The sequence below is a fragment of the Bacillus sp. GC_Bacil_1 genome, from assembly GCF_026540675.1.
In the GTDB taxonomy this organism is placed as follows: domain Bacteria; phylum Bacillota; class Bacilli; order Bacillales; family Bacillaceae_G; genus Bacillus_A; species Bacillus_A cereus.
The window spans coordinates 292,694-315,089 of sequence record NZ_JALNUG010000001.1; the positions used below are offsets into that span (position 1 = coordinate 292,694).

The window sequence follows — 22,396 nt, forward strand, 5'->3', positions numbered from 1 at the left end:
ATTCGTAATTTAGGCATAGAAAAATAAAAAATTGTAAAAAAAACCATTTTTTTATTTTTTTATGAGAGAATATGTACTATAATTTTACAAGTAATATTATGGGAAAAGGGAGTTTTAGTATAGAGATGGAGATGGGACAATTACAAAATAAAATAGAAAACAAAAAGAAAGAATTAATTCAACTTGTTGCGAGACACGGATTGGATCATGATAAAGTTTTGTTATTTAGTCGTGATTTAGATATACTAATTAATAAGTTTATGAATATAAAAGACAAAGTGCATAAATAAAAAATTTATAGTTTTTTATATTAAGATGTTTCACAGAAAGGAGAGGACAGTAATTGGAACATTTACAGGAAGAATTGTATAAACAAATAAAAGAAGAAAAAGGTACAGTTACAATTTTCTTAAAGAGTGGCGTTAGAATAGTAGGAGAAGTTGTTGGAGTAGATAAATTTACAGTTTTAATTTTAGTGGATGGAAAACAACAGCTTATTTATAAGCAGGCTATATCAACAATAATGAAATAAGACACTCTTGTTGAGTGTCTTATTTCATTATTGCTTGCATGCCTCAACATCAATGCCGGCAGCAATTAACTTCTTTTCTCCATCTTGTTCAATAATTTTTTGTAATTTAGATAGGAAAGAATCAAAGTTTGTATGCTTTGCTACTTGGAATGTCATTTTATGTTCAATTGGTAGCCACGTATCAATATCAGCTTCGTTATGCTGGATTTTTACCTCAAGTTTATCGAGTGCATTAGCAACTTTTGCTTCGTACGTTTCTTTTGCTTCAAACTCCATCCATAAGTCATATAATTCCTCACCGAGAGAACCTGTTAACGTTTGTTTAATATTTAAAATAGCTTCTAGTTCATTTTTTTGTTTTTGTAGCTGTAATTCGTGACTATTCATCGTATCGAATGCAGGGATATCACCAGCTTCGGCTTCGACTAGGTCGTGAATAATAACCATTTTAAGTAATTTCTCAATATTTACTTTTTGATCCAAATAAGGTTCAACTAAAATGGCCATTAGAGACATACGCCATGTATGTTCGGCAACACTTTCTTGACGTCCGTTGGAAAGCCAGCTATGTCGCATTTCATATTTTAGTTTTTCTGCTAATGCAATGACTTGTAAAATGTTGTGTTCCATCGTGAGCCTCCTCATGTTTTTATACCATAATTCTAATATAGAAATGAAATGTGTCAATTTCATGAGTATATTGCGATAAACAGATGATAAGCGTATAATACATGTTATATGTGAAAACGTATTATTAAAATAAAAAAATGTTATATGAAAATGGAAAGGAAAGGGCAGAAATATGGGAGAAAAAAATCAAGTATTAGCTAGACCACAAAGAAGAAAAAGGAAGTTTGATATTTCTAGCCCAGTGGGCATTATAGTAGGTTTCATCATAGTGATAGCGGCGATTATGCTTGGCGGCGGTGGAATAAAAGCTTTCAAAAACTTTTTAGATATTTCATCTATTTTAATTGTCATAGGGGGAACAACAGCGACAATTGTTGTGGCATATCGATTTGGAGAAATAAAAAAATATACGAAAAGTATTTTCACTGTTTTACATAGAAGAGAAGAAGATTTAGAACAGTTAACGAATTTGTTTGTTGATTTTTCGAAAAAGTCTAAAAAGAACGGCTTGCTTTCTTTAGAGGTTGATGGAGAGCAAGTAGACAATCCTTTTATTCAAAAAGGAATTCGATTAATGTTAAGCGGTTACGATGAAGATGAATTAAAAGAAGTGTTATTGAAAGATATTGAAACGGAAGTGTATGAGTTAAGAAAAGGAGCGGCATTATTAGATAAAATTGGTGATTTTGCTCCAGCTTGGGGAATGATTGGTACGTTAATCGGTCTTATCATTATGCTCCAAAACTTACAAGATACATCGCAAATTGGTACAGGGATGGCAGTTGCGATGTTAACGACATTATATGGGTCTGTACTTGCGAATATGATTGCAATCCCTCTGTCGGAAAAAGTATACCGTGGTATTGAAGATTTATATACAGAGAAGAAGTTTGTAATAGAAGCAATTTCAGAATTGTATCGCGGACAAATCCCTTCTAAATTAAAGTTGAAACTGGATACATACGTATACGAAACAAAGGTAAAAAAGGTAAGAGGAGCAGCCTAATATTTCAAGGAGTGGTATGATGAGTAAAGGATCGCAAAAGGGATCGCCTCGTTGGATGACGACTTTTACAGATTTAACGATGTTATTATTAACTTTCTTCGTATTACTAGTTGCTACATCAAAGCAAGATGCAGTAAAATTGTCAAAGATGCTTGAAAAGTTTAGTGATACGGGGCAAGTAGATGCAAAAGTAATGGAAAATACAATACCAGATATTTCACATGAAAAAAATGATGAAAAAATGATTTCAAAAAAGAGAATGGATGAATTATATAAGAAGTTGAAAGCGTATGTAGATAATAACGGTATTAGTCAAGTGAATGTATATCGAGAGGATACAGGGGTAAGCGTCGTTATAGTAGATAATTTAATATTTGATACAGGCGATGCGAACGTTAAGCCCGAAGCGAAAGGGATAATAAGTCAATTAGTTGGATTTTTTCAATCCGTACCTAACCCAATTGTTGTAGAGGGACATACAGATAGTAGACCTATTCATAACGAGAAATTCCCTTCTAATTGGGAGTTATCTTCAGCACGAGCGGCAAATATGATTCACCATTTAATTGAAGTGTATAATGTGGATGATAAAAGGCTAGCTGCAGTAGGATATGCAGACACAAAGCCAATTGTACCAAATGATTCACCGCAAAACTGGGAAAAAAACCGTCGCGTTGTTATTTATATAAAAGAGTAGTATATTATTATTTTAATAATAAAATAATAAAAATACGAAAATTCTTTTAAAAAAATATTAAATTTTATCATTTTATTTTGTATAATGAGTGAGAATGATAAGGTGAAATATTAAGATATATTTATACATAGAAGGAGAGAATTAAAAAGAATGGCACATAAAATTTTAGTAGTAGACGATGCGATGTTTATGCGAACGATGATTAAAAACTTATTAAAAAGTAATGCTGAATTTGAAGTTATCGGCGAAGCAGAGAATGGGGTAGAAGCAATTCAAAAGTATAAAGAACTTCAACCTGATATTGTAACATTAGATATTACTATGCCAGAAATGGACGGGCTTGAAGCATTAAAAGAAATTATTAAAATTGATTCAAGTGCAAAGGTTGTTATTTGTTCTGCAATGGGACAACAAGGTATGGTATTAGATGCAATTAAGGGCGGGGCAAAAGACTTTATTGTAAAGCCATTCCAAGCGGATCGTGTAATTGAAGCTTTAACAAAAGTAGCAAATAGTTAATATAGAAGGGGTGCCACAAGGAATCAAAACAGTGATAGCGGATCGACGTGTGGCCCCCTTTTTTCTCATTGTAAAACACTAAATTGTTATACATAAATGAAATGTTTGTTAGACAGGTAGGGGATAAAAATGCAAACAGATCTATTAAATATATTTTTCGAAGAGTCAGAAGAACATTTACAGTCGCTAAATGAAAATGTGCTAGTGTTAGAACAAAATCCTGCTGATATGGATGTTGTAGGAGAAATATTCCGATCCGCTCATACATTCAAAGGTATGTCTGCGAGTATGGAATTTACAGAGATGGCTGATTTAACGCATAAGATGGAAAATGTGTTAGATGAAATTCGTCATGGAAATATAGTTGTAAATGCGGATATTATTGATGTGATTTTTGAGTGCATTGATAATTTGGAGAAGATGGTTGCAGATGTGCAACAAGGTGGAATGGGCAATATTGATGTAGTGTCAACTAAACAGAAATTAGAAGCATTATTGAACGGCAATGTAGAAACTCCTAAGGAACATATAGAGCAAAATCATATAGACAACGATGATGCAGTTTCACATGAAGTGCATATAACAGTTGAACAGCAAGCAATTTTAAAAGCAGTACGTGCCATTATGTGTATTGAAGCATTGCAGAATGTAGGGAATATACAAAAAACAGCTCCGAGTATTGAAGAAATTGAAGCAGATGCTTTCGGATTTGAATTTACAGTATTTATGGATACGGATTGTAGTATAGAAGAATTGAAACAAGTAGTACTTCATGTTTCTGAAATTGAGAAAGTGGAAGTAAAGCAAGGAGAACCTATATCGAAGGAAGTAGCTTCTAAAAAAGTCGTGACACAAGAAGTTGTGCAAGTAGAAGAAAAGCTACAACCTGCTGTGGTTACGCAAGTAAAATCACCGATAGAGGCAACGAATCAACCTTCAAGTACTATGCCAGCTAAAAGTACTACAAAAACGAAAAATGCTAAAGTGGAGAATCGTTCAATTCGTGTTCAATTAGAGAAAATCGAAAGATTAATGAATATGTTTGAAGAAAGTGTAATTGAACGTGGGCGCATTGATGAATTGGCTCAAATAATTCAAAACAAGGAGCTAATTGAACATTTAAATCGATTAGGCGATATTTCAAAAGATATTCAAAATGTACTATTAAATATGCGTATGGTGCCGATTGAAACTGTGTTCAATCGTTTCCCGCGTATGGTACGTATGTTAGCGAAAGATTTAGGGAAAAAAATCGATTTACAAATTACAGGTGAAGATACTGAAGTAGATAAAATTGTTATTGATGAAATCGGCGATCCGCTCGTTCATTTAATTCGAAATGCAATCGATCACGGTGTTGAAACTGTTGAAAAACGACGTGATGCAGGTAAAAATGAGACAGGTACGATTAAATTAGAAGCCTTTCATAGTGGAAATCATGTCGTTATTCAAATTACGGATGATGGAAACGGTATTAATAAAGGGAAAGTATTAGAAAAAGCGATTAAAAATGGCGTTGTAACTGAAGCGGATGCGAATAGATTAACAGATCGTGAAGTGTTTGATCTTATTTTCCAACCGGGATTTAGTACAGCTGAAGTTGTATCAGATCTTTCTGGACGCGGTGTCGGATTAGATGTTGTAAAACATACGATTCATAGTTTAGGTGGACATTTAATTATTGATTCTGAGGAAGGAAAGGGAAGTACATTTAGAATTGAACTTCCATTAACGTTATCTATTATTCAATCTATGCTTGTTCAAACGAATGATAAGCGTTATGCTTTACCTCTTGGAAATATCGTTGAAGCAATTCGAATTAAGAGAGAAGACATCCAATCCTTACAAGGAAAAGATGTGTTAAATTATCGTAATCAAATTATTGAAGTGAAACATTTAAGTACTGTATTTGGTGAAAAAACAGTAGATGAGGCGTTTGCGTCATATGATGGTCAAATGGTTCCTGTGTTAATTGTTCGTAATACACATCGCAGCTATGGACTTATTGTAAACACAATTATCGGTCAAAGAGAAATAGTCTTAAAGTCATTAGGTGACTTCTTTGCAGAGAGTTCTAACTATTTCTCTGGTGCGACGATTCTCGGTGATGGACGAGTGGTCCTCATTTTAAACCCAGAAGGTTTATAATAGGAATGAAGGAAAGCTCCCCACTTGTATACAATTGGGGAGCTTTTTGGCTAATCGTTACTAATCTAATAATGGGAATACATACATATTAACGTTTTATATAATAAGTTTGCTAAAATCAAATGAGAGTTTATATTATTTGATAGAAAAACAGAAATGAGGAGGCAGGGAAAATGCCTGAGCAACACACAAAAGGGGATACGAGCACGATTGTGCTAGAAAAAGAAAATGAGCATTTAACGCCTCAAGAATGCGATATTCTTGGCGAAATTGCAAATATATCATTTGGTTCAGCTTCGACTGTATTATCAACGATTTTAAATAGGCAAGTAAGCATTACTGCTCCTCGCATAGAGTTGGTAGATTTATATGATTCAAGAGATGTCGAAGTTCCACATGTTGTATTAAACATTCATTTTACAAAAGGATTAGATATGGAAAACCTTCTTGTTCTTAAACAAGATGTTGCATTGTCCATTGCTGATTTAATGATGATGGGAACAGGTGAAGTGGAGGATGGAAAAGAACTTGGTGAATTAGAACTAAGTGCTGTACAAGAAGCGATGAATCAAATGATGGGATTCGCAGCTACATCTATGTCGGAATTCTTCCAAGATACAGTAGATATGTCTCCGCCGACGATTAATGTTGTAAAGTTATCAGAAGAAATGGAAAAAATCTCTGAAATCGATGGGAATCATACGATTGTTAAAGTGTCGTTTGATTTAAAGATAGATAATCTTGTAAACTCTAAACTTGTACAAATTGTTTCAGTTGAGCATGCGAAACAAATGGTAAATAAATTAATGCAATTATCTGGTGGAGTAGAAGAAAAAGATGAGCCAGCAGAAGTAGTGGAAACTGAGATTGTAGAAGAAGTTGAAAAAGAGCATTTAACACAAGAAGAGAAAGATGTGCTTGGTGAAATTGCAAATATTTCAATTGGTTCCGCTTCAACAGTATTGTCAACGCTTTTAAATCAGCCAGTTACAATTAGTACACCAAATGTGGAAGCAATCAATGTTCGTCATTATGATGGAGTACCAGTGCCATTTGTTATTTTAAATGTTGACTTTGTTGAAGGGCTAAAGAATGAGAATGTATTCGTATTTACGAAAGATGTCGCCTTAACAATGGTAGATTTAATGATGATGGGAACAGGTGAAGTTGATCCGGAAAAAGAGCTTACTGAATTAGAACTGAGCGGTATTAAAGAAATAATGAACCAAATGATGGGTCACGCTGCTACGGCGATGTCAGAAATGTTCCAAGAAAAAATGGACATGACGCCGCCAAATGTTAAATTTGTAACGTTAAAAGAAGAAATGGAGTATTTGGGAGAGTCAATGGAAGTGGACGAACTCGTTCAAATTACGTTCAATCTTGAAATTGGTGATCTGCTTCAATCGAAAATGTATCAAATTTTGCCAATTTCTGAAGCGAAAGAAATGGTAAGGCGACTTCTGTATCCAATGGTGGAAGAAGAAGAGATTGCCACAGAAGAAATTGAAGAAGAAAAAATTGTAGAACCAGTTGTGCAACCTATTGAATTTAAAGAAGTAAAACAAATGGAACCAGTATATATGGACACGTCCATTCTACAAAATGTAGAAATGAACGTGAAATTTGTATTTGGAAGTACAGTGAAAACGATTCAAGATATATTAAGTTTACAAGAAAATGAAGCAGTTGTACTAGATGAGGATATTGATGAACCAATTCGTATTTATGTAAATGATGTATTAGTGGCGTATGGTGAACTTGTAAATGTAGATGGATTTTTCGGAGTAAAAGTGACGAAATCACTATAAGGCATTGAAATAGGAGTTTGAACTAGTAGATGAAAAACGTAAAGTTTTTTCTAATGAGTTGGCTATGCATACATGTGTGCTTGTTCTTCCCCTTGCAAAGTCAGGCTGAGGAACAAATTGAGCCAGATCAAAAAATAAATGAAGTGAATGTACAAGAAGAAAATAAGGAATCTCAAGAACCGCCAGAGCAAGTGGAAACGAAACAAGATGAAGAGAAACAAAAAGAAGAGAAACAAAAAGAAGCAGAACAACAAGAAGTAGCAAATAAACAATTGAGTGAAAGAAAGATAGAAACAGAACAGGGAATTATTACAGTAAATAAGCTGGAGCTTAAAGTTGGCGAAGAGGTGCGAATTGCTGTAGAACCAAATGGGAAAAACATTCAAAGTATGAAAGGTATATTGCAGTTACAAAAAAATGGCGAGCAATATGCGCAAGAAAGAATGTTATCTTTTGAGTATGATGAAGAAACGAAGAGCTGGGTTGCTAACTATAAAGCAGGGGATTTTGATTTGCAAGGTGATTGGAATCTTCAGCTTGTTCAAAGTTACAAAGAGAATGAGAAAGAAGAGCTCGTAAAAAATGAAGTAAAAGTCCCACTCATTCGGATTAAAAATGAAACGCCAACTATAGATAAAGAATTGCCAAAGTTACAGAAAGTTACTATTGATGAAGTAAAAGAGAACTTAGTTGAACGAAAACAGGGAGATTCTATACATCTACGAGTAAAAGCGTCAGATATAGAATCGGTTGTAAAAGAAGTGCGCGTTACATTAAAAGGGAAAGAAAATAAAGAGCTTTCGTTTTTATTAGACTACAACAAGCATGATATGGATTGGCAAAAAGTATTTGAAATAACAGAAGCATTGCCGGCTGGTCCATATGAATTACTTGTAGAGATAATAGATGCAGCAGGTAATAAACTTGTTGAGAAAAGTGAATATATCATTTCTGTTTTGGCACCAAAAAACGAAGATGATAAAAAGATAGAAGAGAAAGAGAAAGAAGATAAATTAGATAATAAACTAGAAAATGAATTAGAAGATAAGAAAGAAAATGAGAAACAAGAAGATTCGAAAGTCAAAAACCCGCTTCCAGAAGAAAATTTGCCAGTTGTTCAAATTCCGAAGCAAGATGAGATAGTAAATAAGTTTATAAAAGAACCGTTGAAAGAGAAAGAGGAATTTACTTACGTTATAAAAGAGCCGTTCGAAGACAACAAGGAAGTACATAAGGGGAAGAACCAAAAAGAGAAAAATAACAAACAAGTTGCCTCTAAAAAGAAAGAACAAAAAGAAGAACCGAAAGACAAGAAAGAAGAAAAAGGTGAACAGGGAGTGCAAGCTTCTGATGTGTTTACTATCATGTCAGGTTTATTCGTACTGTTTTTAGTTTTAAAGAGTAATAAAGAATGGGGCTAATTATTTCATAGTAGTGGAGGCGCTTAAATGGAGATTAAACGTACGACAATTGAAGATAAGGCGTTACAACCATTAAAACAGCCTGCAGCTATTTCGGAGCATGAAATCCAGAAAGAACGAAAGCGTAGCAATTTAGTGTTTACTGGACAGTCTAAAATTATTTCGAAAAATAATGAAATAGGTATTTTACTTGCAAGTTTAAGTGATGGAAAGATTATGAAGGAAATGCTTTCTAAAGAGATGGATACAGTGTTACAACTTTTTAAAAAGTTACACACGTTATCTGGAGAAGGTAAGCAAACAGAAAAAATATTTGAACAAGTAATTAGAAGCCTACAAGGGCTTGTTAAGCAGGCGCATATAAAAGAACTTCCTTTGTTAGATGGAACATATGATTTCGCTGAAGTACAACTATCATTTGGTAGAAAAGTACATATTCCGTTACTAGATGTGAGTGCACTTATCTCTAGAGTGGAAAGTGATTCTTCAGAAGGAAATATAAATTTGATGGTAACGGTTATTACTGCTTATATAACGAAACTGTCTAACGAAACAATTTTAATTAGCGTTACAGACCGTATTGCTAAAGATCGGGATGTAAGTGTATGGAGAGCGCTTGCGGAAATGAACATGACACAATTGTCACAGGCGTTGAAACATACGGTGCAAGAACATAAATGGTCTATGACGTTTCTTTTTCTATTTATATGGATTGTCGGTATTATTTTAATTCGAGTTATGTAAAAAGGTCGTCACTCCATTGTGACGACCTCTTTTATATTTTTTCGTAGAAGAATGTATCAAATCGCTGAAGATTATAACGTTCGGGTGTTAAAATTTGTTCCGTACTACCAACAAATAGTACACCGCCTTTTCGTAAAGAACGACTAAATTTTTCATAAAGTTTTACTCTTGCTTCTTCTGTAAAATAAATCATTACGTTACGACAAATAATCAAATCATAATTTGTATCGAACGACTGCATTAAAAGGTCGTGCTGTTTGAACGTAACGTTTTGTTTAATGTTTTGATGCAATGAATATATATCATTCTCTTTTGTGAAATGACGTTCTTTCAAATCATTAGGTAATTCCTTCAGAGAACGTTCTGTATATTGACCGCGTTTTGCGGTTTCTAAAATATGAAAATCAAGATCTGTTGCTTGAATTTCAAAACGAAATGGAGCTAGATGCTTTGATAAAATTAAAGAGAGTGTGTACGGTTCTTCACCAGCAGCGCAAGCGGCACTCCATACCTTTAATTTTCCGCTATTTTGTTCGAGTAATTTTGGTAGTGCTTTCGACTCTAAAGTTTGCCAGCGCTCTTTATTTCTAAAAAACTCTGAAACGTTAATTGTAATATAGTCAATAAAATTTAAAAATAAATTTTGATCAGCGCGTAATTTGTTTAAAAAATTAGTGTAGTTTTCGAAGCCTTTTCTCGAAATGAAAGCATCGATTCTACGGCGCATTCTATCTTGTTTATAAGAAGCGATATCCATATTGAATTGTTGTTTAAAACTCGCGATAAAATGATCATAATCTTGTTCAATTATCATATTTACAATGGGCACAATAATGATATTGTGCCTCCCCCTTTACATCATACGAATTTTTTGTTCAAAGCTTTTTTTCATTTGCTTTTCATGTAATCCTGGTAAATCATAAATGACAGCATCAATACCTGCTTCTTTTGCAACATCGACAGGGATGACAGATGTATGTTTGTCCCCATTATAAAAACAGAGAACTAAATCAGTGTCTTCAATAATTTGTTTAACAAAAAACATATAATCTGATCGGTAAATGGAGTCAGAAGGATGATCAAAAGCAACATATTCGGCTCCGTGTTTTTTTAAGTAATCAACGACTTCTTGAAATTCATCTGTTATTGCTTGCAATGGTTGCAGCGTGTAAAGGCATAAATTTTGAGCGAGTCTTTCATTCTCAACGAAAAAACGAAGAACCTCATTTTCAATAGATTTATAACATAATATGTAAATTTTATGTTTGTGAGCATAGTCAGTTAAAAATTTTTTAATTTCTTCTTGATCTAATGCTGTTAATTGATTTGAACCACAAAGGAAAATATTCATAGAATTGTGCCACCTCATGCTAAATTGTAACATATCTTTTATAAAAAATAACTGCAAAATATTACTGTTCAGAGTATAATTATAAATAACTGGATTTTACGATTAAGTTTAGGAAGAAATAAAAAAATAAATAGGTGATATATATGCTACGTTCTATCTCGCATAATCCAATTTTATCGCATATACCGCCTGCTACTCAAATGCCGAAAGAAGCAAATGTCAGGACAGGACTTACATTTTCGGATAATTTGCATGCAGATCCGAAAAAAGATAAATTACTAGAACAAATGGAAGCGTTTGTCGATAATATTGGAGAAATTAAAGAGAAAATTGAAATGGAATTAACGCTTGATAATGTAATGGAATACAAAAATACAGTAAAATCATTTTTGAATTTTTACGTTGATAATGTATTGCAGTATAAAGATGTCATGTCTCGTCACCCACGTTACGGATATTCACAGAAAATGACGATTGTGAAACAGGCAGAAATGGGATTGAATGAATTAGAAGATGTGATGAATTTAATTAATACGAAAACAGGACATTTAGAAATGTTAAATCAAATTGGAGAAATCCATGGTTTAATTGTGAATTTAGTCTTGTAAAAGGAAGGAAGCTATATGTACATACAATTATATGAAAAACTCGTTATTATTCAAAAAGCGTATGAAAATATTCAAGCGCTTGGAGAGCAAATATATGAGAATTTAAAAAATAAAAATGTAAATGCAGTTCAAAAGTTGCAAGTAGAGCAATTGCAGTACATTGATGGTTTAAAAGGGTTATCAAGCTCATTTGAAGAAATGGTTGTTCAGTTCTGTAAAGAACAAGGAGTTGAATCGTTTCGTGTAAGTGCGTTATTTTCGTATTTTTCTCAAGAAGAAATTGAAAAAATGGAAGAATTACAAAAAAACGTAACTGAATTAGAAGAGAATGTAAAAATGATTCTTTTGAAAAATCAATATTACTTAAACGTACTATTAAAAACTACAGAAAGTATTGTGGATTCTGTTTCTGAATATAACTTAGAGCGAAACAATAATTCGCAAATCTTTATGAACGAACTATTGTAAAGGAGAAGTGAAGCTTTATGAGATTATCTGATTATAATACACCGCTATCGGGCATGTTAGCGGCTCAAATGGGGTTACAAACAACGAAACAAAACTTGTCTAACATTCATACACCGGGTTATGTGCGTCAAATGGTGAATTACGGATCTGTTGGAGCAAGCAATGGTCATACGCCAGAACAGAGAATTGGTTACGGTGTACAAACGCTAGGTGTTGACCGTATTACTGATGAGGTAAAGACGAAGCAGTTTAATGATCAATTATCTCAGCTCTCTTACTATAACTACATGAATTCGACTTTATCACGTGTAGAGTCTATGGTTGGAACGACAGGAAAGAATTCATTATCTAGTTTAATGGACGGTTTCTTTAATGCCTTTCGTGAAGTGGCGAAAAATCCAGAACAACCAAACTACTACGATACATTAATTTCTGAAACTGGGAAGTTCACAAGTCAAGTGAATCGTCTTGCGAAAAACTTAGATACAGTGGAGGCACAGACGGCAGAAGATATTGAAGCGCATGTTAATGAATTTAATCGTCTTGCTGCTAGTTTAGCAGAAGCGAATCATAAAATTGGACAAGCAGGTACACAAGTGCCAAATCAACTTTTAGACGAACGAGATCGCATCGTTACAGAGATGTCTAAGTATGCAAATATAGAAGTATCATATGAATCTATGAATCCTAATATCGCGAGTGTTAGAATGAATGGTATTTTAACAGTAAATGGACAAGATACATATCCACTTCAATTAAATAAAGAAAAAGACCCAATGTCAGTTGAGATTTACGGTTCAGAAATCAATGTAACTAGCGGAGCGATAAAATCAGCGATTGACACGAAAGCGAAGATAGTTGATTATAAAAAAAATCTTGAAGACTTAATGAGTTCGATGAAAAATCAAGTGAATACAGTGATGGGAAAAGATTTCTTCGTTGGAGATCATGCGAAAGATATGAAGTTAAATCCAGAATTCCAAAAAGATATTTCGAAAATGAAAATATCTGCTGAAACAGCAAATAAACTAGCAGCAGTTACAGAGGACGATTATAAAGAAGGTCTTTCTTATAAACAAGCATTAGATCAATTTATAGTTCGTGTTGCATCTGATAAAAGTGCAGTAAATGGTTATCAAAAAATTCATGGCGACTTACTAGAAGGTATTCAACAAGAAAAAATGAGCATTGAAGGTGTAAATATGGAAGAGGAAATGGTAAATTTAATGGCCTTCCAAAAATATTTCGTCGCAAACTCTAAAGCTATTACTACAATGAATGAAGTGTTTGATAGTCTATTTTCGATTATTCGATAAGTGATAATAATTGATTGGAAATATATAAGGAGGAGATAGAAATGAGAGTATCTACATTTCAAAATGCAAACTGGGCAAAGAATCAGTTAATGGATTTGAATGTGCAACAACAATACCATAGAAACCAAGTAACTTCAGGGAAGAAAAATCTTCTTATGAGTGAAGATCCACTAGCAGCGAGTAAATCATTTGCGATTCAACATTCATTGGCGAATATTGAACAAATGCAGAAAGATTTAGCTGACTCAAAAAATGTATTAACACAAACTGAAAATACTTTACAAGGTATTTTTAAATCTTTAACGAGAGCAGATCAATTAACGGTACAGGCATTAAATGAGCCAAATGGTGAAAAAGAATTGAAAGCCATTGGTGCAGAGATTGATCAAATTTTAAAACAAGTTGTATATTTAGCGAATACGAAAGAGCAAGGCCGTTATATTTTCGGTGGTGATAGTGCAGAGAATCCACCATTTACAGAAGATGGTACGTACCAGGGCGGAAAAAATGATGTGAACTGGCAATTAAATGATGGTTATGAATTAAAGGCATTTCGTAACGGAGAAGCATTATTATCACCGGTTATAAAAACGTTAAAACAGATGAGCGAAGCGATGCAAAAAGGTGACCAAAAAGCGTTACAACCGTTATTAGGAGAAAATAAGAAAAACTTAGATGGCATCATTAACCGTACAACTGAAGTTGGTTCAACAATGAACACAATGGAGACGTTTAAAACAATTTTAAGTGAGCAAAATTTAGCGCTTCAAGAAAACCGTAAAGAAATTGAGGATGTTGATTTAGCGGTCGCAATTTCTGACTTGGCATATATAAATGCAACGTATGAAGCGACGCTTAAAGCGGTTAGTACGATGAGTAAAACGAGTATTTTAGACTACATGTAATCTATAAGGAGTGAGAAAAATGGCAGGAACAACGATGACAGGTATTGGTGGTAGACAACAAATTTGGAACCTCGGAAATAATATGATCGATACTTCTAACTTCGTCGAATTAGAAATGAATGCTTTAGATATGAGAAAAACACCATATACGAAAGAAAAGAATGACCTTACAAATGATAAACTACTATATACAAGTTTAAAATCAGAATTTAGTTCTTTTACACAAACTTTTAAAAACTTAGCGGCTTTTAAAGGAAATGAGAAAAAAGTAACGACAACACAAGACGGTTATATTAATGTAAAAGCTGATGGTGGTGCGATTGCAGGAACTTTTAATATGACGATTACACAGCTTGCACAGCGTCATCAAATAGCTTCAAATGACATTAAAGATATAAATGCGAAGCTTCCTAAAGATGAAACATTAAAACTTGGTGGTAAAGAACTAAAAGTAACAACTGATATGACATATAAAGATTTAATTAATAAGATTAATGATGGAGATTATGGCGTATCAGCTTATACACTTGGAAATAAAATTTTCATGACCTCGAAAAAAGAAGGAACAGATGGAGTAATTAAGTTTGAGGGGAACACATCTACACTATTTCAAGATATTGGTTTAGCTAATGCGGATGGCGTAGCGCTTAATACAATCAATGAAGCACAAAATGCTAAATATAGTATTAATGGTATTACAGATGAAAGTTCTACGAATACAATTGAAGCTCTTCCAGGTGTGAAAATTGAATTATTAAAGGTAACTGAGCCGAAAGTAGAAGGAGCGCCAGATGCTGGTACAACAACAGATCCAAAAACAAAAGGTATAGATCTGAAATTTACAGTAAATGACTCAAACGTAACAGATGCATCGAATGTTATTAAAAAAATGGTAGCTGATTATAACAAAGCTGTTTCTACAGTAGATATCTTTGCTGGAAAAGGTGGAGCTTTCCAAGGTCAAGCTATTATGCAAAGTGTACGTCAAGCGATGAACAATGTCGTAACATTTTCTCAAGATGGTAATTATTTATTCACATTTGGTATTCAATTAAAGCAAGATGGAACGATGGAAGTTGATGACGAAAAGTTAACGAAAGCATTAAAAGAGAAGCCAGATGCAGCGAAGCAATTTTTCTTTAGTTCTAACGGTTTAGGAAAAATGATGGAAGAACCGCTTGATAAACTATTCGGTGATAAAGGTGTAGTCGGCGAGAGAGTAAAAAACATTGATTCACGTGTAAGTGATTTAGATAAAAAGATTAAAGATATTGAAACGCAAAACTTGCAAAAGCAAGATGAAATTGTGAAGAAGTATCAAAAGCTAGAAAGTACATTGGCGGCGCTTGATAGCCAACTAAAAACAATTAAAGCAATGACAAAACAAAAAAGTGATGATTAATGAAAGTTGAGGAAGTGATCGTATGCAAGCATGGCAACGTTATATGCAAAATGATATTATGACGAGTAATCCGATTAAAAATACAATTTTTATTTATGAAAGATGTATTGTAGAGTTTCGTAATTTAGAAGAACTTTTACATACTTTTAAACTACAAGAAGGGGACGCACTTCTTGAAAAATTAGAACGTATTTTTGAAGAACTAAAGCTGCAATTAAATCCTGAGATTACGAAAGATTTATATGATAGTCTATATGGTTTATATGACTGGATTAGCATTCAAATTCAAACGATGAAAGTAACGCGTGAAGCGAAAGATATTGATGCAATTGTGAAAGTGTTACAAGATTTAATAGACGGTTACCGCGGAGCACTTGAAAATGAACAATGATATTTATCGGACGTTTGTCAGCTGTTTTAATGAAATCGGTGAATTGCAAGTGTCAGACAGAGAGTTTGCTGAGAAGAGTGAGATGTTAAATCGCTGGATGATGACATTGGATGAAGAAACGCGTGCGCAAGTTGCAGCAGAAGTAAGCCCATTCATTATTAAGGCAGCTCAGCATATTCGAGATAAGCAAAAGATTTTGGAAGAAATGATTATGACAAATGATGGGCGAATGAAGGCTAATTCATTTTACGGTAAATATTAATAATAACGTCTGGAAGCAGATCCCCCTTTTAAAAGGGGATCTATTCCTTCGTTTACATAAAGAAATCCGCTGATTGAGGTTTCATTTTATGACTGTGATGAAAAAATAATAGTAATCTAAATAATAGAAAAATGGACTTTAGTTTGTAGTTTATATATTGAAATGTTCTATAGATTACTATGTGTATACAGTTTTTTTGCATTCTTTTTTATATTTTTGTATTTTTCTAAAGACAATAATGAAAAAATGGAATAAAATATGTAAGGGTACATAATAGTAAATATTTTAATAAACGCATATAAGAAAATAAATAATGAAGTGAAACTTCTATCAGTGGATCATTACGTTAGAAAAGGAAGGGTGTGGAATATGCCAGATTTAGTGAGTGATGTAAGCCATTATATGAATTATTTAGTGACGAAACGAAATACTGTTTCTAGTAATATTGCAAATGCGAATACACCTGGCTATAAAGCACAAGATGTAACATTTGCTGAGCAGATGAATAAAAGTAGTGCATTATATAAAAACAATGCGGCTGATTTAAAGAGCAATCCAGATTTATATCAAACGAATGAAATGCACTTGCCGACAGTAAATACGAAAAATACATATGCAAAGATTCAAACAAAATCAATGCAAACGAATAAAGACGGAAATAGTGTGGATGTAACGACAGAAATGCTAGATTTAATGAAAACAAATCAGTTATACGGTATTTCAGTTAACGCAATTAATACACAATATGCAATTAACCAAGCGGCACGCGGACGTTAAAAGTAGAAGGAGAGACAACGGATGTTTCAGGCAATTAATGCAAGTGGCTCAGGGCTAACGACAGCGAGAAAGTGGATGGAAGTTACTTCTAACAATATTGTAAATGCAAATACGACGGCGGCTCCGGGGGCAGATTTATATGAGCGTCGTAGTGTGGTGCTAGAATCAAACAATAGTTTTGCAAGTATGCTAGATGGGGCTCCTACTAACGGAGTGAAGATAAAAAGTATTGAAGCAGACAAAACGGAAAATTTAGTGTATGATCCGACGCATCCGCACGCAAATGAAGAAGGATATGTACGTTATCCAAATATTGATGTAACTGCTGAAATGACGAATGTTATGGTTGCTCAAAAAATGTATGAAGCAAATACGAGTGTATTAAATGCAAATAAAAAAATGCTTGATAAAGATTTAGAAATCGGCCGAGGATAAGGGGGAAGATAGTAATATGAAAATCCAACCAATGTTAAATACACAACCATTTGGAGCAATTCAGTCAATTGGTGCATCGAAAACTTCTCAAACATCTGTAGTTGAGGGGAAAAAGTTTATTGATTTATTGGAAGATATGAATCAAACGCAAAACAATGCGCAAACAGCAGTATATGATTTACTAACTAAAGGGGTAGGAGAAACACATGACGTTTTAATTCAGCAAAAGAAAGCTGAGTCTCAAATGAAAACGGCTGCTCTCGTACGTGATAATCTTATTGAAAATTATAAGTCACTAATTAATATGCAAATTTAGGAAAGTGGACGGGTGTGTTTAAATGGAAAAGATGAAAAATGTTATCCAATCGTTAAAAACGTGGCATAAGTTAGTAATTGGTGCTGCGCTTTTAGCGATTGTAACAGGAGCACTTTTATACTTCACCTTGCCAGATAAATATGTTGTTGTATATCAAAATTTAAATGATACAGATAAACAAGAGATTACAGCAGAATTATCGAAGTTAGGTGTCGATTATCAATTAGCGGCCGATGGTTCGATTCGTGTGCAAAAGAATGATGCTCCATGGGTTCGAAAAGAAATGAATGGGATGGGCTTACCGTTTAATTCTAAAAGCGGTGAGGAAATTTTATTAGAAAGCTCGCTCGGTTCAAGTGAGCAAGATAAAAAAATGAAGCAAATTGTCGGTACGAAGAAGCAATTGGAGCAAGATATTGTAAGAAACTTTGCGACAGTTGAAACGGCAAATGTTCAAATTACATTGCCTGAAAAAGAGACAATTTTTGATGAAGAAAAAGCAAAAGGAACAGCGGCGATTACGGTTGGAGTGAAGCGTGGCCAATTGTTAACAGCTGATCAAGTTGCAGGTATACAGCAAATGATTAGTGCAGCAGTTCCTGGCGTGAAGGCAGAAGAAGTAAGCGTTATTGATAGTAAAAAAGGTGTTATCTCAAAAGGGACAGATGAAGCACATTCTAGTAGTTCTTCTTCTTATGAGAAAGAAGTAGAGATGCAGCATCAACTTGAAGGTAAATTAAAGCAAGATATTGATGCAACGTTAATGACGATGTTTAAACCGAATGAATATAAAGTGAATACGAAAGTATCTGTAAACTACGATGAAGTTACACGTCAGTCAGAAAAGTATGGTGATAAAGGTGTACTTCGTAGTAAACAAGAGCAAGAGGAAAGCTCTACTGCGCAAGAAGGGGCAGATACGAAGCAAGGTGCTGGTATTACAGCGAACGGTGAAGTGCCAAACTACGGTACGAACAATAATCAAAATGGTAAAGTTGTCTATGATAATAAAAATGGTAACAAAATCGAAAACTATGAAATAGATAAAACAGTTGAAACAATTAAGAAACACCCAGAATTAACGAAAACAAATGTTGTTGTATGGGTAGATAATGATACGTTAGTAAAACGTAGAATGGATATGACAACTTTTAAAGAAGCAATCGGAACAGCGGCAGGACTTCAAGCTGATCCGAACGGTAACTTTATAAATGGTCAAGTTAACGTTGTAACTGTTCAGTTCGATCAGCCGAAAGCCGAAAAAGAGAAAGAGCCAGAAAAAAGTGGTATGAACTGGTGGTTATTCGGTGGAATTACAGCTGGCTTATTAGCAATCGGTGGTCTAGTATGGTTCTTATTAGCAAGACGTAAGAGAAAGAAAGAAGAAGAGGAATATGAAGAATACTTAGCAGAAGACGAAATTGCTGCAAGTAATGAAAGTATCTTGGAAATTCCTGAAGAAAAAATAGTGCCAGAGCCAAAACCTGAACCAGAAGAACCGAAAGAACCAACGTTAGATGAACAAGTGCAGGATGCTACGAAAGAACATGTAGAAGGAACTGCAAAAGTAATTAAAAAATGGTTAAACGGACAGTAAGGGAGGAACAACGATGTTAGATGAAATCTCCTCCAAAGAAAAAGCTGCCATCCTTATTCGTACATTAGAAGAAGGGGTGGCAGCAAAAGTCATTGAATATATGACAGCTGAGGAAAAAGAAGTATTACTTCGTGAAATCGCAAAGTTTCGTGTATACAAACCAGAAACGTTAGAAAATGTACTAGGAGAGTTCTTATATGAACTAAATGTAAAAGAATTGAACTTAGTCACTCCAGATAAAGAATACATTCGTCGCATATTTAAAAACATGCCAGAAGACGAACTGGAAAAATTATTGGAAGATCTTTGGTATAACAAAGATAATCCATTTGAATTCTTAAATTCACTTACAGATTTAGAACCACTTCTTACAGTGCTTAATGATGAGTCACCACAAACAATTGCAATTATCGCTTCTTATATTAAACCGCAACTTGCGTCTCAATTAATTGAGAGATTGCCAGATCATAAACGAGTAGAGACGGTAATGGGTATTGCGAAGTTAGAACAAGTTGATGGTGAATTAATTAATCAAATTGGTGAGTTGTTAAAATCGAAATTAAATAATATGGCATTCAGTGCAATTAATAAAACTGATGGCTTGAAAACAATCGTAAACATTTTAAATAATGTTTCACGTGGTGTTGAAAAAACAGTCTTCCAAAAGCTGGATGAAGTCGATTATGAGTTATCTGAGAAAATTAAAGAAAATATGTTTGTCTTTGAAGACTTACTTGGTCTTGAAGATCTTGCGCTTCGCCGTGTATTAGAAGAAATTACAGATAACGGTGTTCTTGCGAAAGCACTTAAAATTGCAAAAGAAGAAATTAAAGAGAAATTATTTACATGTATGTCTTCAAACCGTAAAGAGATGATTCTAGAAGAATTAGATGGCTTAGGACCGCTTAAGATGACGGATGCTGAAAAAGCGCAGCAAACGATTACTGGTACAGTGAAAAAGCTAGAGAAAGAAGGAAGAATTATCGTTCAAAGAGGTGAAGAGGATGTCCTTATTTAAAAACAGAATTCCGAAGAATTCTGTTTCTTTTTCTGAAGAAACGTATGAATTACAATTTCCAAAACCAGCTTCAGTCCAAATAGAAGAGGAAGAATTACAAACTGATCATGCAGAGCTTCGCGCCCAGCAAGAGTCATTACATATGGAAATGAATCAGCTAAGGCAAGAGAAGCAAATGCTAGAACGAGAGCGGCAGCAGTTATTACAAGATAAAGAACAATTTCAAATGCATATTCATGAACAAATGGAACAGATGGAAGCAGCGCGTGTGCAGTTTCAAAAAGAACAACAAGAAACAGCATATGAATGGACAGAGTTATTATGGGATCAATCTTTTCATCTAGCAGAAAAAATCGTGAATCAAGCGGTAGATTCACGATCGCTTGATGTGTTACCTATTTTAACTGGCATCGTGCAAACATTGCCAACTTCGTTTGAAAAATTAATCATTACAGTACATCCAGAAACGTTTGAACGTATTCAAGAAGAGAAGGAGAATACGAAAGAATATTGGTTACTACAATTAGTAGAATGGAAATATGATTTCTCCCTGCAGTTTGGTGAATTTGTTCTGGAAGAAGAGAAAGAGTTCTTTGAATTTAAATTTGCACCTATATTTGCGAAACTTCGTCAGAAATGGGAAGAAGAGAAGTTATTTGAGGAGCAAAATGTATGAGCCGCCTGTTAATGAATGAGAACGAAAAATGGAATAAGTTCATTGAAACACCGCTGTATACGAAAGTAGGCAAAGTTCATAGTGTACAAGAACAGTTTTTCGTAGCAAAAGGGCCGAAAGCGAAGATCGGAGATGTTTGCTTCGTTGGAGAACATAACGTCTTATGTGAGGTGATTGCCATTGAAAAAGAAAATAATATGCTACTTCCATTTGAACAGACAGAAAAAGTATGTTATGGAGATTCAGTGACATTAGTTTCAGAAGATGTTGTTGTACCACGTGGTAATCACTTGCTCGGAAAGGTGTTAAGTGCAAATGGTGAAGTGTTAAATGAGGAAGCTGAAAACATTCCATTACAGAAAATTAAACTAGATGCACCGCCTATACATGCATTTGAACGTGAAGAGATTACCGATGTATTTGAAACAGGAATAAAATCAATTGATTCTATGCTAACAATTGGTATCGGTCAAAAGATTGGTATTTTTGCTGGGTCAGGTGTTGGTAAATCTACTTTACTTGGAATGATAGCAAAAAATGCAAAAGCTGATATAAACGTTATTAGTTTAGTAGGAGAACGTGGTCGGGAAGTAAAAGACTTTATTCGAAAAGAGTTAGGCGAGGAAGGGATGCGAAAAAGCGTCGTTGTTGTAGCGACGTCAGATGAAAGTCACCTTATGCAACTTCGTGCCGCGAAACTCGCAACGTCTATTGCTGAATACTTCCGTGATCAAGGCAATAACGTATTACTTATGATGGACTCTGTTACTCGTTTCGCCGATGCACGAAGAAGTGTTGATATTGCTGTTAAAGAGTTACCGATTGGTGGTAAAACACTGTTAATGGAAAGTTATATGAAGAAGCTGTTAGAGCGGTCTGGGAAAACACAAAAGGGATCTATAACAGGTATTTATACGGTGCTTGTTGATGGGGACGATTTAAATGGTCCCGTACCAGATTTAGCACGTGGTATTTTAGATGGACATATTGTATTAAAGCGTGAGCTTGCAACGCTTAGTCATTATCCTGCAATTTCAGTATTAGATTCAGTAAGTAGGATTATGGAAGAAATTGTTTCGCCACATCATTGGCAACTTGCAAATGAAATGAGAAAAATTTTATCAATTTATAAAGAAAATGAATTGTATTTTAAGTTAGGAACGATTCAAGAAAATGAAGAAAATGCTTATATTTTTGAATGTAAAAATAAAGTAGAAGGCATAAATACATTTTTAAAGCAAGGTCGATCGGATAGTTTCCAATTTGATGATATCGTTGAAGCGATACACCATATAGTATAAGGCCTCTGCCGAAGAGGTCTTATTTTTTTGTTTTTTAATATTTCACAGATTTTTTTGGAAAAAAA

Annotated in this window: 26 protein-coding genes; 23 read left to right on the top strand and 3 right to left on the bottom strand. The window is 34.1% G+C overall.

Annotated features, from left to right (window positions below; translation table 11 throughout):
* Positions 1-71 precede the first annotated feature (71 nt).
* Positions 72-290 carry an aspartyl-phosphate phosphatase Spo0E family protein gene (locus OXT04_RS01580; RefSeq protein ID WP_000291691.1) on the top strand — a complete coding sequence of 73 codons (219 nt, stop codon included), beginning with the start codon at positions 72-74 and terminating at the stop codon, positions 288-290.
* Positions 291-343: 53 nt separating this feature from the next.
* Positions 344-532, top strand: a complete 189-nt coding sequence (gene hfq / locus OXT04_RS01585) for an RNA chaperone Hfq (RefSeq protein ID WP_000400665.1) — start codon at positions 344-346, stop codon at positions 530-532.
* Between the two features lie 27 nt (positions 533-559).
* Here the strand turns inward: hfq and OXT04_RS01590 are convergent, their stop codons facing one another.
* Positions 560-1,162, bottom strand: a complete 603-nt coding sequence (locus tag OXT04_RS01590; protein WP_016513063.1) for an HD domain-containing protein — start codon at positions 1,160-1,162, stop codon at positions 560-562.
* Between the two features lie 172 nt (positions 1,163-1,334).
* Here OXT04_RS01590 and OXT04_RS01595 point away from each other — a divergent pair, with 172 nt between their 5' ends.
* From OXT04_RS01595 to OXT04_RS01625, 7 genes are all read left to right on the top strand, one after another.
* Complete coding sequence (locus OXT04_RS01595) at positions 1,335-2,168, top strand: MotA/TolQ/ExbB proton channel family protein (RefSeq protein WP_098256560.1); 834 nt, start codon at positions 1,335-1,337, stop codon at positions 2,166-2,168.
* Positions 2,169-2,187: 19 nt separating this feature from the next.
* Complete coding sequence (locus tag OXT04_RS01600) at positions 2,188-2,865, top strand: OmpA family protein (RefSeq protein WP_023521597.1); 678 nt, start codon at positions 2,188-2,190, stop codon at positions 2,863-2,865.
* 150 nt (positions 2,866-3,015) lie between these two features.
* The gene (locus OXT04_RS01605; protein ID WP_000940568.1) at positions 3,016-3,384 is read left to right on the top strand and encodes a response regulator; all 369 of its coding nucleotides are present in this window, start codon (positions 3,016-3,018) and stop codon (positions 3,382-3,384) included.
* A 129-nt stretch (positions 3,385-3,513) separates the two neighbouring features.
* A complete protein-coding gene (locus OXT04_RS01610) occupies positions 3,514-5,532 on the top strand; it encodes a chemotaxis protein CheA (protein ID WP_097919824.1) in 2,019 nt (672 codons plus the stop codon).
* A 173-nt stretch (positions 5,533-5,705) separates the two neighbouring features.
* On the top strand, positions 5,706-7,343 hold the full coding sequence (locus OXT04_RS01615) for a flagellar motor switch protein (protein ID WP_001115016.1): 1,638 nt from the start codon (positions 5,706-5,708) through the stop codon (positions 7,341-7,343).
* Positions 7,344-7,372: 29 nt separating this feature from the next.
* A complete protein-coding gene (locus OXT04_RS01620) occupies positions 7,373-8,764 on the top strand; it encodes a hypothetical protein (protein WP_023521598.1) in 1,392 nt (463 codons plus the stop codon).
* A 27-nt stretch (positions 8,765-8,791) separates the two neighbouring features.
* Positions 8,792-9,508 (top strand): hypothetical protein, encoded by a 717-nt coding sequence (locus tag OXT04_RS01625; RefSeq protein WP_016082186.1) that lies wholly within the window; start codon positions 8,792-8,794, stop codon positions 9,506-9,508.
* A gap of 31 nt (positions 9,509-9,539) precedes the next feature.
* On the opposite strand, the gene cheR is transcribed toward OXT04_RS01625, so the two are convergent.
* Both cheR and OXT04_RS01635 read right to left on the bottom strand, forming a co-directional pair.
* Positions 9,540-10,322: a protein-glutamate O-methyltransferase CheR gene (gene cheR, locus OXT04_RS01630; RefSeq protein WP_000582875.1), complete on the bottom strand. Its 783-nt coding sequence runs from the start codon at positions 10,320-10,322 to the stop codon at positions 9,540-9,542.
* Between the two features lie 39 nt (positions 10,323-10,361).
* On the bottom strand, positions 10,362-10,859 hold the full coding sequence (locus OXT04_RS01635) for a flagellar motor switch protein FliG (RefSeq protein WP_001020110.1): 498 nt from the start codon (positions 10,857-10,859) through the stop codon (positions 10,362-10,364).
* A 143-nt stretch (positions 10,860-11,002) separates the two neighbouring features.
* Between OXT04_RS01635 and OXT04_RS01640 the strand changes: the two genes are divergently transcribed.
* From OXT04_RS01640 to fliI, 14 genes are all read left to right on the top strand, one after another.
* The gene (locus OXT04_RS01640) at positions 11,003-11,467 is read left to right on the top strand and encodes a YaaR family protein (RefSeq protein WP_021728667.1); all 465 of its coding nucleotides are present in this window, start codon (positions 11,003-11,005) and stop codon (positions 11,465-11,467) included.
* 15 nt (positions 11,468-11,482) lie between these two features.
* The gene (locus OXT04_RS01645; protein WP_000275878.1) at positions 11,483-11,935 is read left to right on the top strand and encodes a hypothetical protein; all 453 of its coding nucleotides are present in this window, start codon (positions 11,483-11,485) and stop codon (positions 11,933-11,935) included.
* Positions 11,936-11,952: 17 nt separating this feature from the next.
* Positions 11,953-13,251: a flagellar hook-associated protein FlgK gene (gene flgK / locus OXT04_RS01650; RefSeq protein WP_097919823.1), complete on the top strand. Its 1,299-nt coding sequence runs from the start codon at positions 11,953-11,955 to the stop codon at positions 13,249-13,251.
* Positions 13,252-13,292: 41 nt separating this feature from the next.
* Positions 13,293-14,156 (top strand): flagellar hook-associated protein 3, encoded by an 864-nt coding sequence (locus tag OXT04_RS01655; RefSeq protein ID WP_023521600.1) that lies wholly within the window; start codon positions 13,293-13,295, stop codon positions 14,154-14,156.
* Positions 14,157-14,175: 19 nt separating this feature from the next.
* Positions 14,176-15,558, top strand: coding sequence for a flagellar hook-associated protein 2 (locus OXT04_RS01660; RefSeq protein WP_023521601.1), 1,383 nt, complete (start codon positions 14,176-14,178; stop codon positions 15,556-15,558).
* Positions 15,559-15,580: 22 nt separating this feature from the next.
* Positions 15,581-15,949: a flagellar export chaperone FliS gene (locus tag OXT04_RS01665; protein WP_001149516.1), complete on the top strand. Its 369-nt coding sequence runs from the start codon at positions 15,581-15,583 to the stop codon at positions 15,947-15,949.
* Positions 15,939-16,211 (top strand): hypothetical protein, encoded by a 273-nt coding sequence (locus OXT04_RS01670; protein ID WP_001058088.1) that lies wholly within the window; start codon positions 15,939-15,941, stop codon positions 16,209-16,211. The genes OXT04_RS01665 and OXT04_RS01670 overlap by 11 nt, the downstream gene beginning before the upstream one ends.
* Positions 16,212-16,529: 318 nt before the next feature.
* Positions 16,530-16,988, top strand: a complete 459-nt coding sequence (gene flgB, locus OXT04_RS01675) for a flagellar basal body rod protein FlgB (RefSeq protein WP_074789290.1) — start codon at positions 16,530-16,532, stop codon at positions 16,986-16,988.
* A 21-nt stretch (positions 16,989-17,009) separates the two neighbouring features.
* A complete protein-coding gene (flgC, locus tag OXT04_RS01680; protein WP_000484680.1) occupies positions 17,010-17,423 on the top strand; it encodes a flagellar basal body rod protein FlgC in 414 nt (137 codons plus the stop codon).
* A 16-nt stretch (positions 17,424-17,439) separates the two neighbouring features.
* Positions 17,440-17,739 carry a flagellar hook-basal body complex protein FliE gene (gene fliE, locus OXT04_RS01685; RefSeq protein ID WP_000701684.1) on the top strand — a complete coding sequence of 100 codons (300 nt, stop codon included), beginning with the start codon at positions 17,440-17,442 and terminating at the stop codon, positions 17,737-17,739.
* Between the two features lie 22 nt (positions 17,740-17,761).
* On the top strand, positions 17,762-19,336 hold the full coding sequence (locus tag OXT04_RS01690; RefSeq protein WP_000413958.1) for a flagellar M-ring protein FliF C-terminal domain-containing protein: 1,575 nt from the start codon (positions 17,762-17,764) through the stop codon (positions 19,334-19,336).
* A 13-nt stretch (positions 19,337-19,349) separates the two neighbouring features.
* Positions 19,350-20,354, top strand: a complete 1,005-nt coding sequence (gene fliG / locus OXT04_RS01695; RefSeq protein ID WP_000883364.1) for a flagellar motor switch protein FliG — start codon at positions 19,350-19,352, stop codon at positions 20,352-20,354.
* The gene (locus OXT04_RS01700; RefSeq protein WP_000051703.1) at positions 20,341-21,030 is read left to right on the top strand and encodes a FliH/SctL family protein; all 690 of its coding nucleotides are present in this window, start codon (positions 20,341-20,343) and stop codon (positions 21,028-21,030) included. The genes fliG and OXT04_RS01700 overlap by 14 nt, the downstream gene beginning before the upstream one ends.
* Positions 21,027-22,331, top strand: coding sequence for a flagellar protein export ATPase FliI (gene fliI, locus OXT04_RS01705; protein ID WP_000088692.1), 1,305 nt, complete (start codon positions 21,027-21,029; stop codon positions 22,329-22,331). The genes OXT04_RS01700 and fliI overlap by 4 nt, the downstream gene beginning before the upstream one ends.
* The last annotated feature ends 65 nt before the right edge of the window (positions 22,332-22,396 follow it).

What these genes read in the sequence shown, in the direction of transcription:
- OXT04_RS01580 (WP_000291691.1), top strand. Translation starts at nt 72, where the DNA reads ATGTACTATAATTTTACAAGTAATATTATGGGAAAAGGGAGTTTTAGT.
- OXT04_RS01590 (WP_016513063.1), bottom strand. Translation starts at nt 1,162, where the DNA reads ATGGAACACAACATTTTACAAGTCATTGCATTAGCAGAAAAACTAAAA.
- OXT04_RS01595 (WP_098256560.1), top strand. Translation starts at nt 1,335, where the DNA reads ATGGGAGAAAAAAATCAAGTATTAGCTAGACCACAAAGAAGAAAAAGG.
- OXT04_RS01600 (WP_023521597.1), top strand. Translation starts at nt 2,188, where the DNA reads ATGAGTAAAGGATCGCAAAAGGGATCGCCTCGTTGGATGACGACTTTT.
- OXT04_RS01605 (WP_000940568.1), top strand. Translation starts at nt 3,016, where the DNA reads ATGGCACATAAAATTTTAGTAGTAGACGATGCGATGTTTATGCGAACG.
- OXT04_RS01610 (WP_097919824.1), top strand. Translation starts at nt 3,514, where the DNA reads ATGCAAACAGATCTATTAAATATATTTTTCGAAGAGTCAGAAGAACAT.
- OXT04_RS01615 (WP_001115016.1), top strand. Translation starts at nt 5,706, where the DNA reads ATGCCTGAGCAACACACAAAAGGGGATACGAGCACGATTGTGCTAGAA.
- OXT04_RS01620 (WP_023521598.1), top strand. Translation starts at nt 7,373, where the DNA reads ATGAAAAACGTAAAGTTTTTTCTAATGAGTTGGCTATGCATACATGTG.
- OXT04_RS01625 (WP_016082186.1), top strand. Translation starts at nt 8,792, where the DNA reads ATGGAGATTAAACGTACGACAATTGAAGATAAGGCGTTACAACCATTA.
- cheR (WP_000582875.1), bottom strand. Translation starts at nt 10,322, where the DNA reads ATGATAATTGAACAAGATTATGATCATTTTATCGCGAGTTTTAAACAA.
- OXT04_RS01635 (WP_001020110.1), bottom strand. Translation starts at nt 10,859, where the DNA reads ATGAATATTTTCCTTTGTGGTTCAAATCAATTAACAGCATTAGATCAA.
- OXT04_RS01640 (WP_021728667.1), top strand. Translation starts at nt 11,003, where the DNA reads ATGCTACGTTCTATCTCGCATAATCCAATTTTATCGCATATACCGCCT.
- OXT04_RS01645 (WP_000275878.1), top strand. Translation starts at nt 11,483, where the DNA reads ATGTACATACAATTATATGAAAAACTCGTTATTATTCAAAAAGCGTAT.
- flgK (WP_097919823.1), top strand. Translation starts at nt 11,953, where the DNA reads ATGAGATTATCTGATTATAATACACCGCTATCGGGCATGTTAGCGGCT.
- OXT04_RS01655 (WP_023521600.1), top strand. Translation starts at nt 13,293, where the DNA reads ATGAGAGTATCTACATTTCAAAATGCAAACTGGGCAAAGAATCAGTTA.
- OXT04_RS01660 (WP_023521601.1), top strand. Translation starts at nt 14,176, where the DNA reads ATGGCAGGAACAACGATGACAGGTATTGGTGGTAGACAACAAATTTGG.
- OXT04_RS01665 (WP_001149516.1), top strand. Translation starts at nt 15,581, where the DNA reads ATGCAAGCATGGCAACGTTATATGCAAAATGATATTATGACGAGTAAT.
- OXT04_RS01670 (WP_001058088.1), top strand. Translation starts at nt 15,939, where the DNA reads ATGAACAATGATATTTATCGGACGTTTGTCAGCTGTTTTAATGAAATC.
- flgC (WP_000484680.1), top strand. Translation starts at nt 17,010, where the DNA reads ATGTTTCAGGCAATTAATGCAAGTGGCTCAGGGCTAACGACAGCGAGA.
- fliE (WP_000701684.1), top strand. Translation starts at nt 17,440, where the DNA reads ATGAAAATCCAACCAATGTTAAATACACAACCATTTGGAGCAATTCAG.
- OXT04_RS01690 (WP_000413958.1), top strand. Translation starts at nt 17,762, where the DNA reads ATGGAAAAGATGAAAAATGTTATCCAATCGTTAAAAACGTGGCATAAG.
- fliG (WP_000883364.1), top strand. Translation starts at nt 19,350, where the DNA reads ATGTTAGATGAAATCTCCTCCAAAGAAAAAGCTGCCATCCTTATTCGT.
- OXT04_RS01700 (WP_000051703.1), top strand. Translation starts at nt 20,341, where the DNA reads ATGTCCTTATTTAAAAACAGAATTCCGAAGAATTCTGTTTCTTTTTCT.
- fliI (WP_000088692.1), top strand. Translation starts at nt 21,027, where the DNA reads ATGAGCCGCCTGTTAATGAATGAGAACGAAAAATGGAATAAGTTCATT.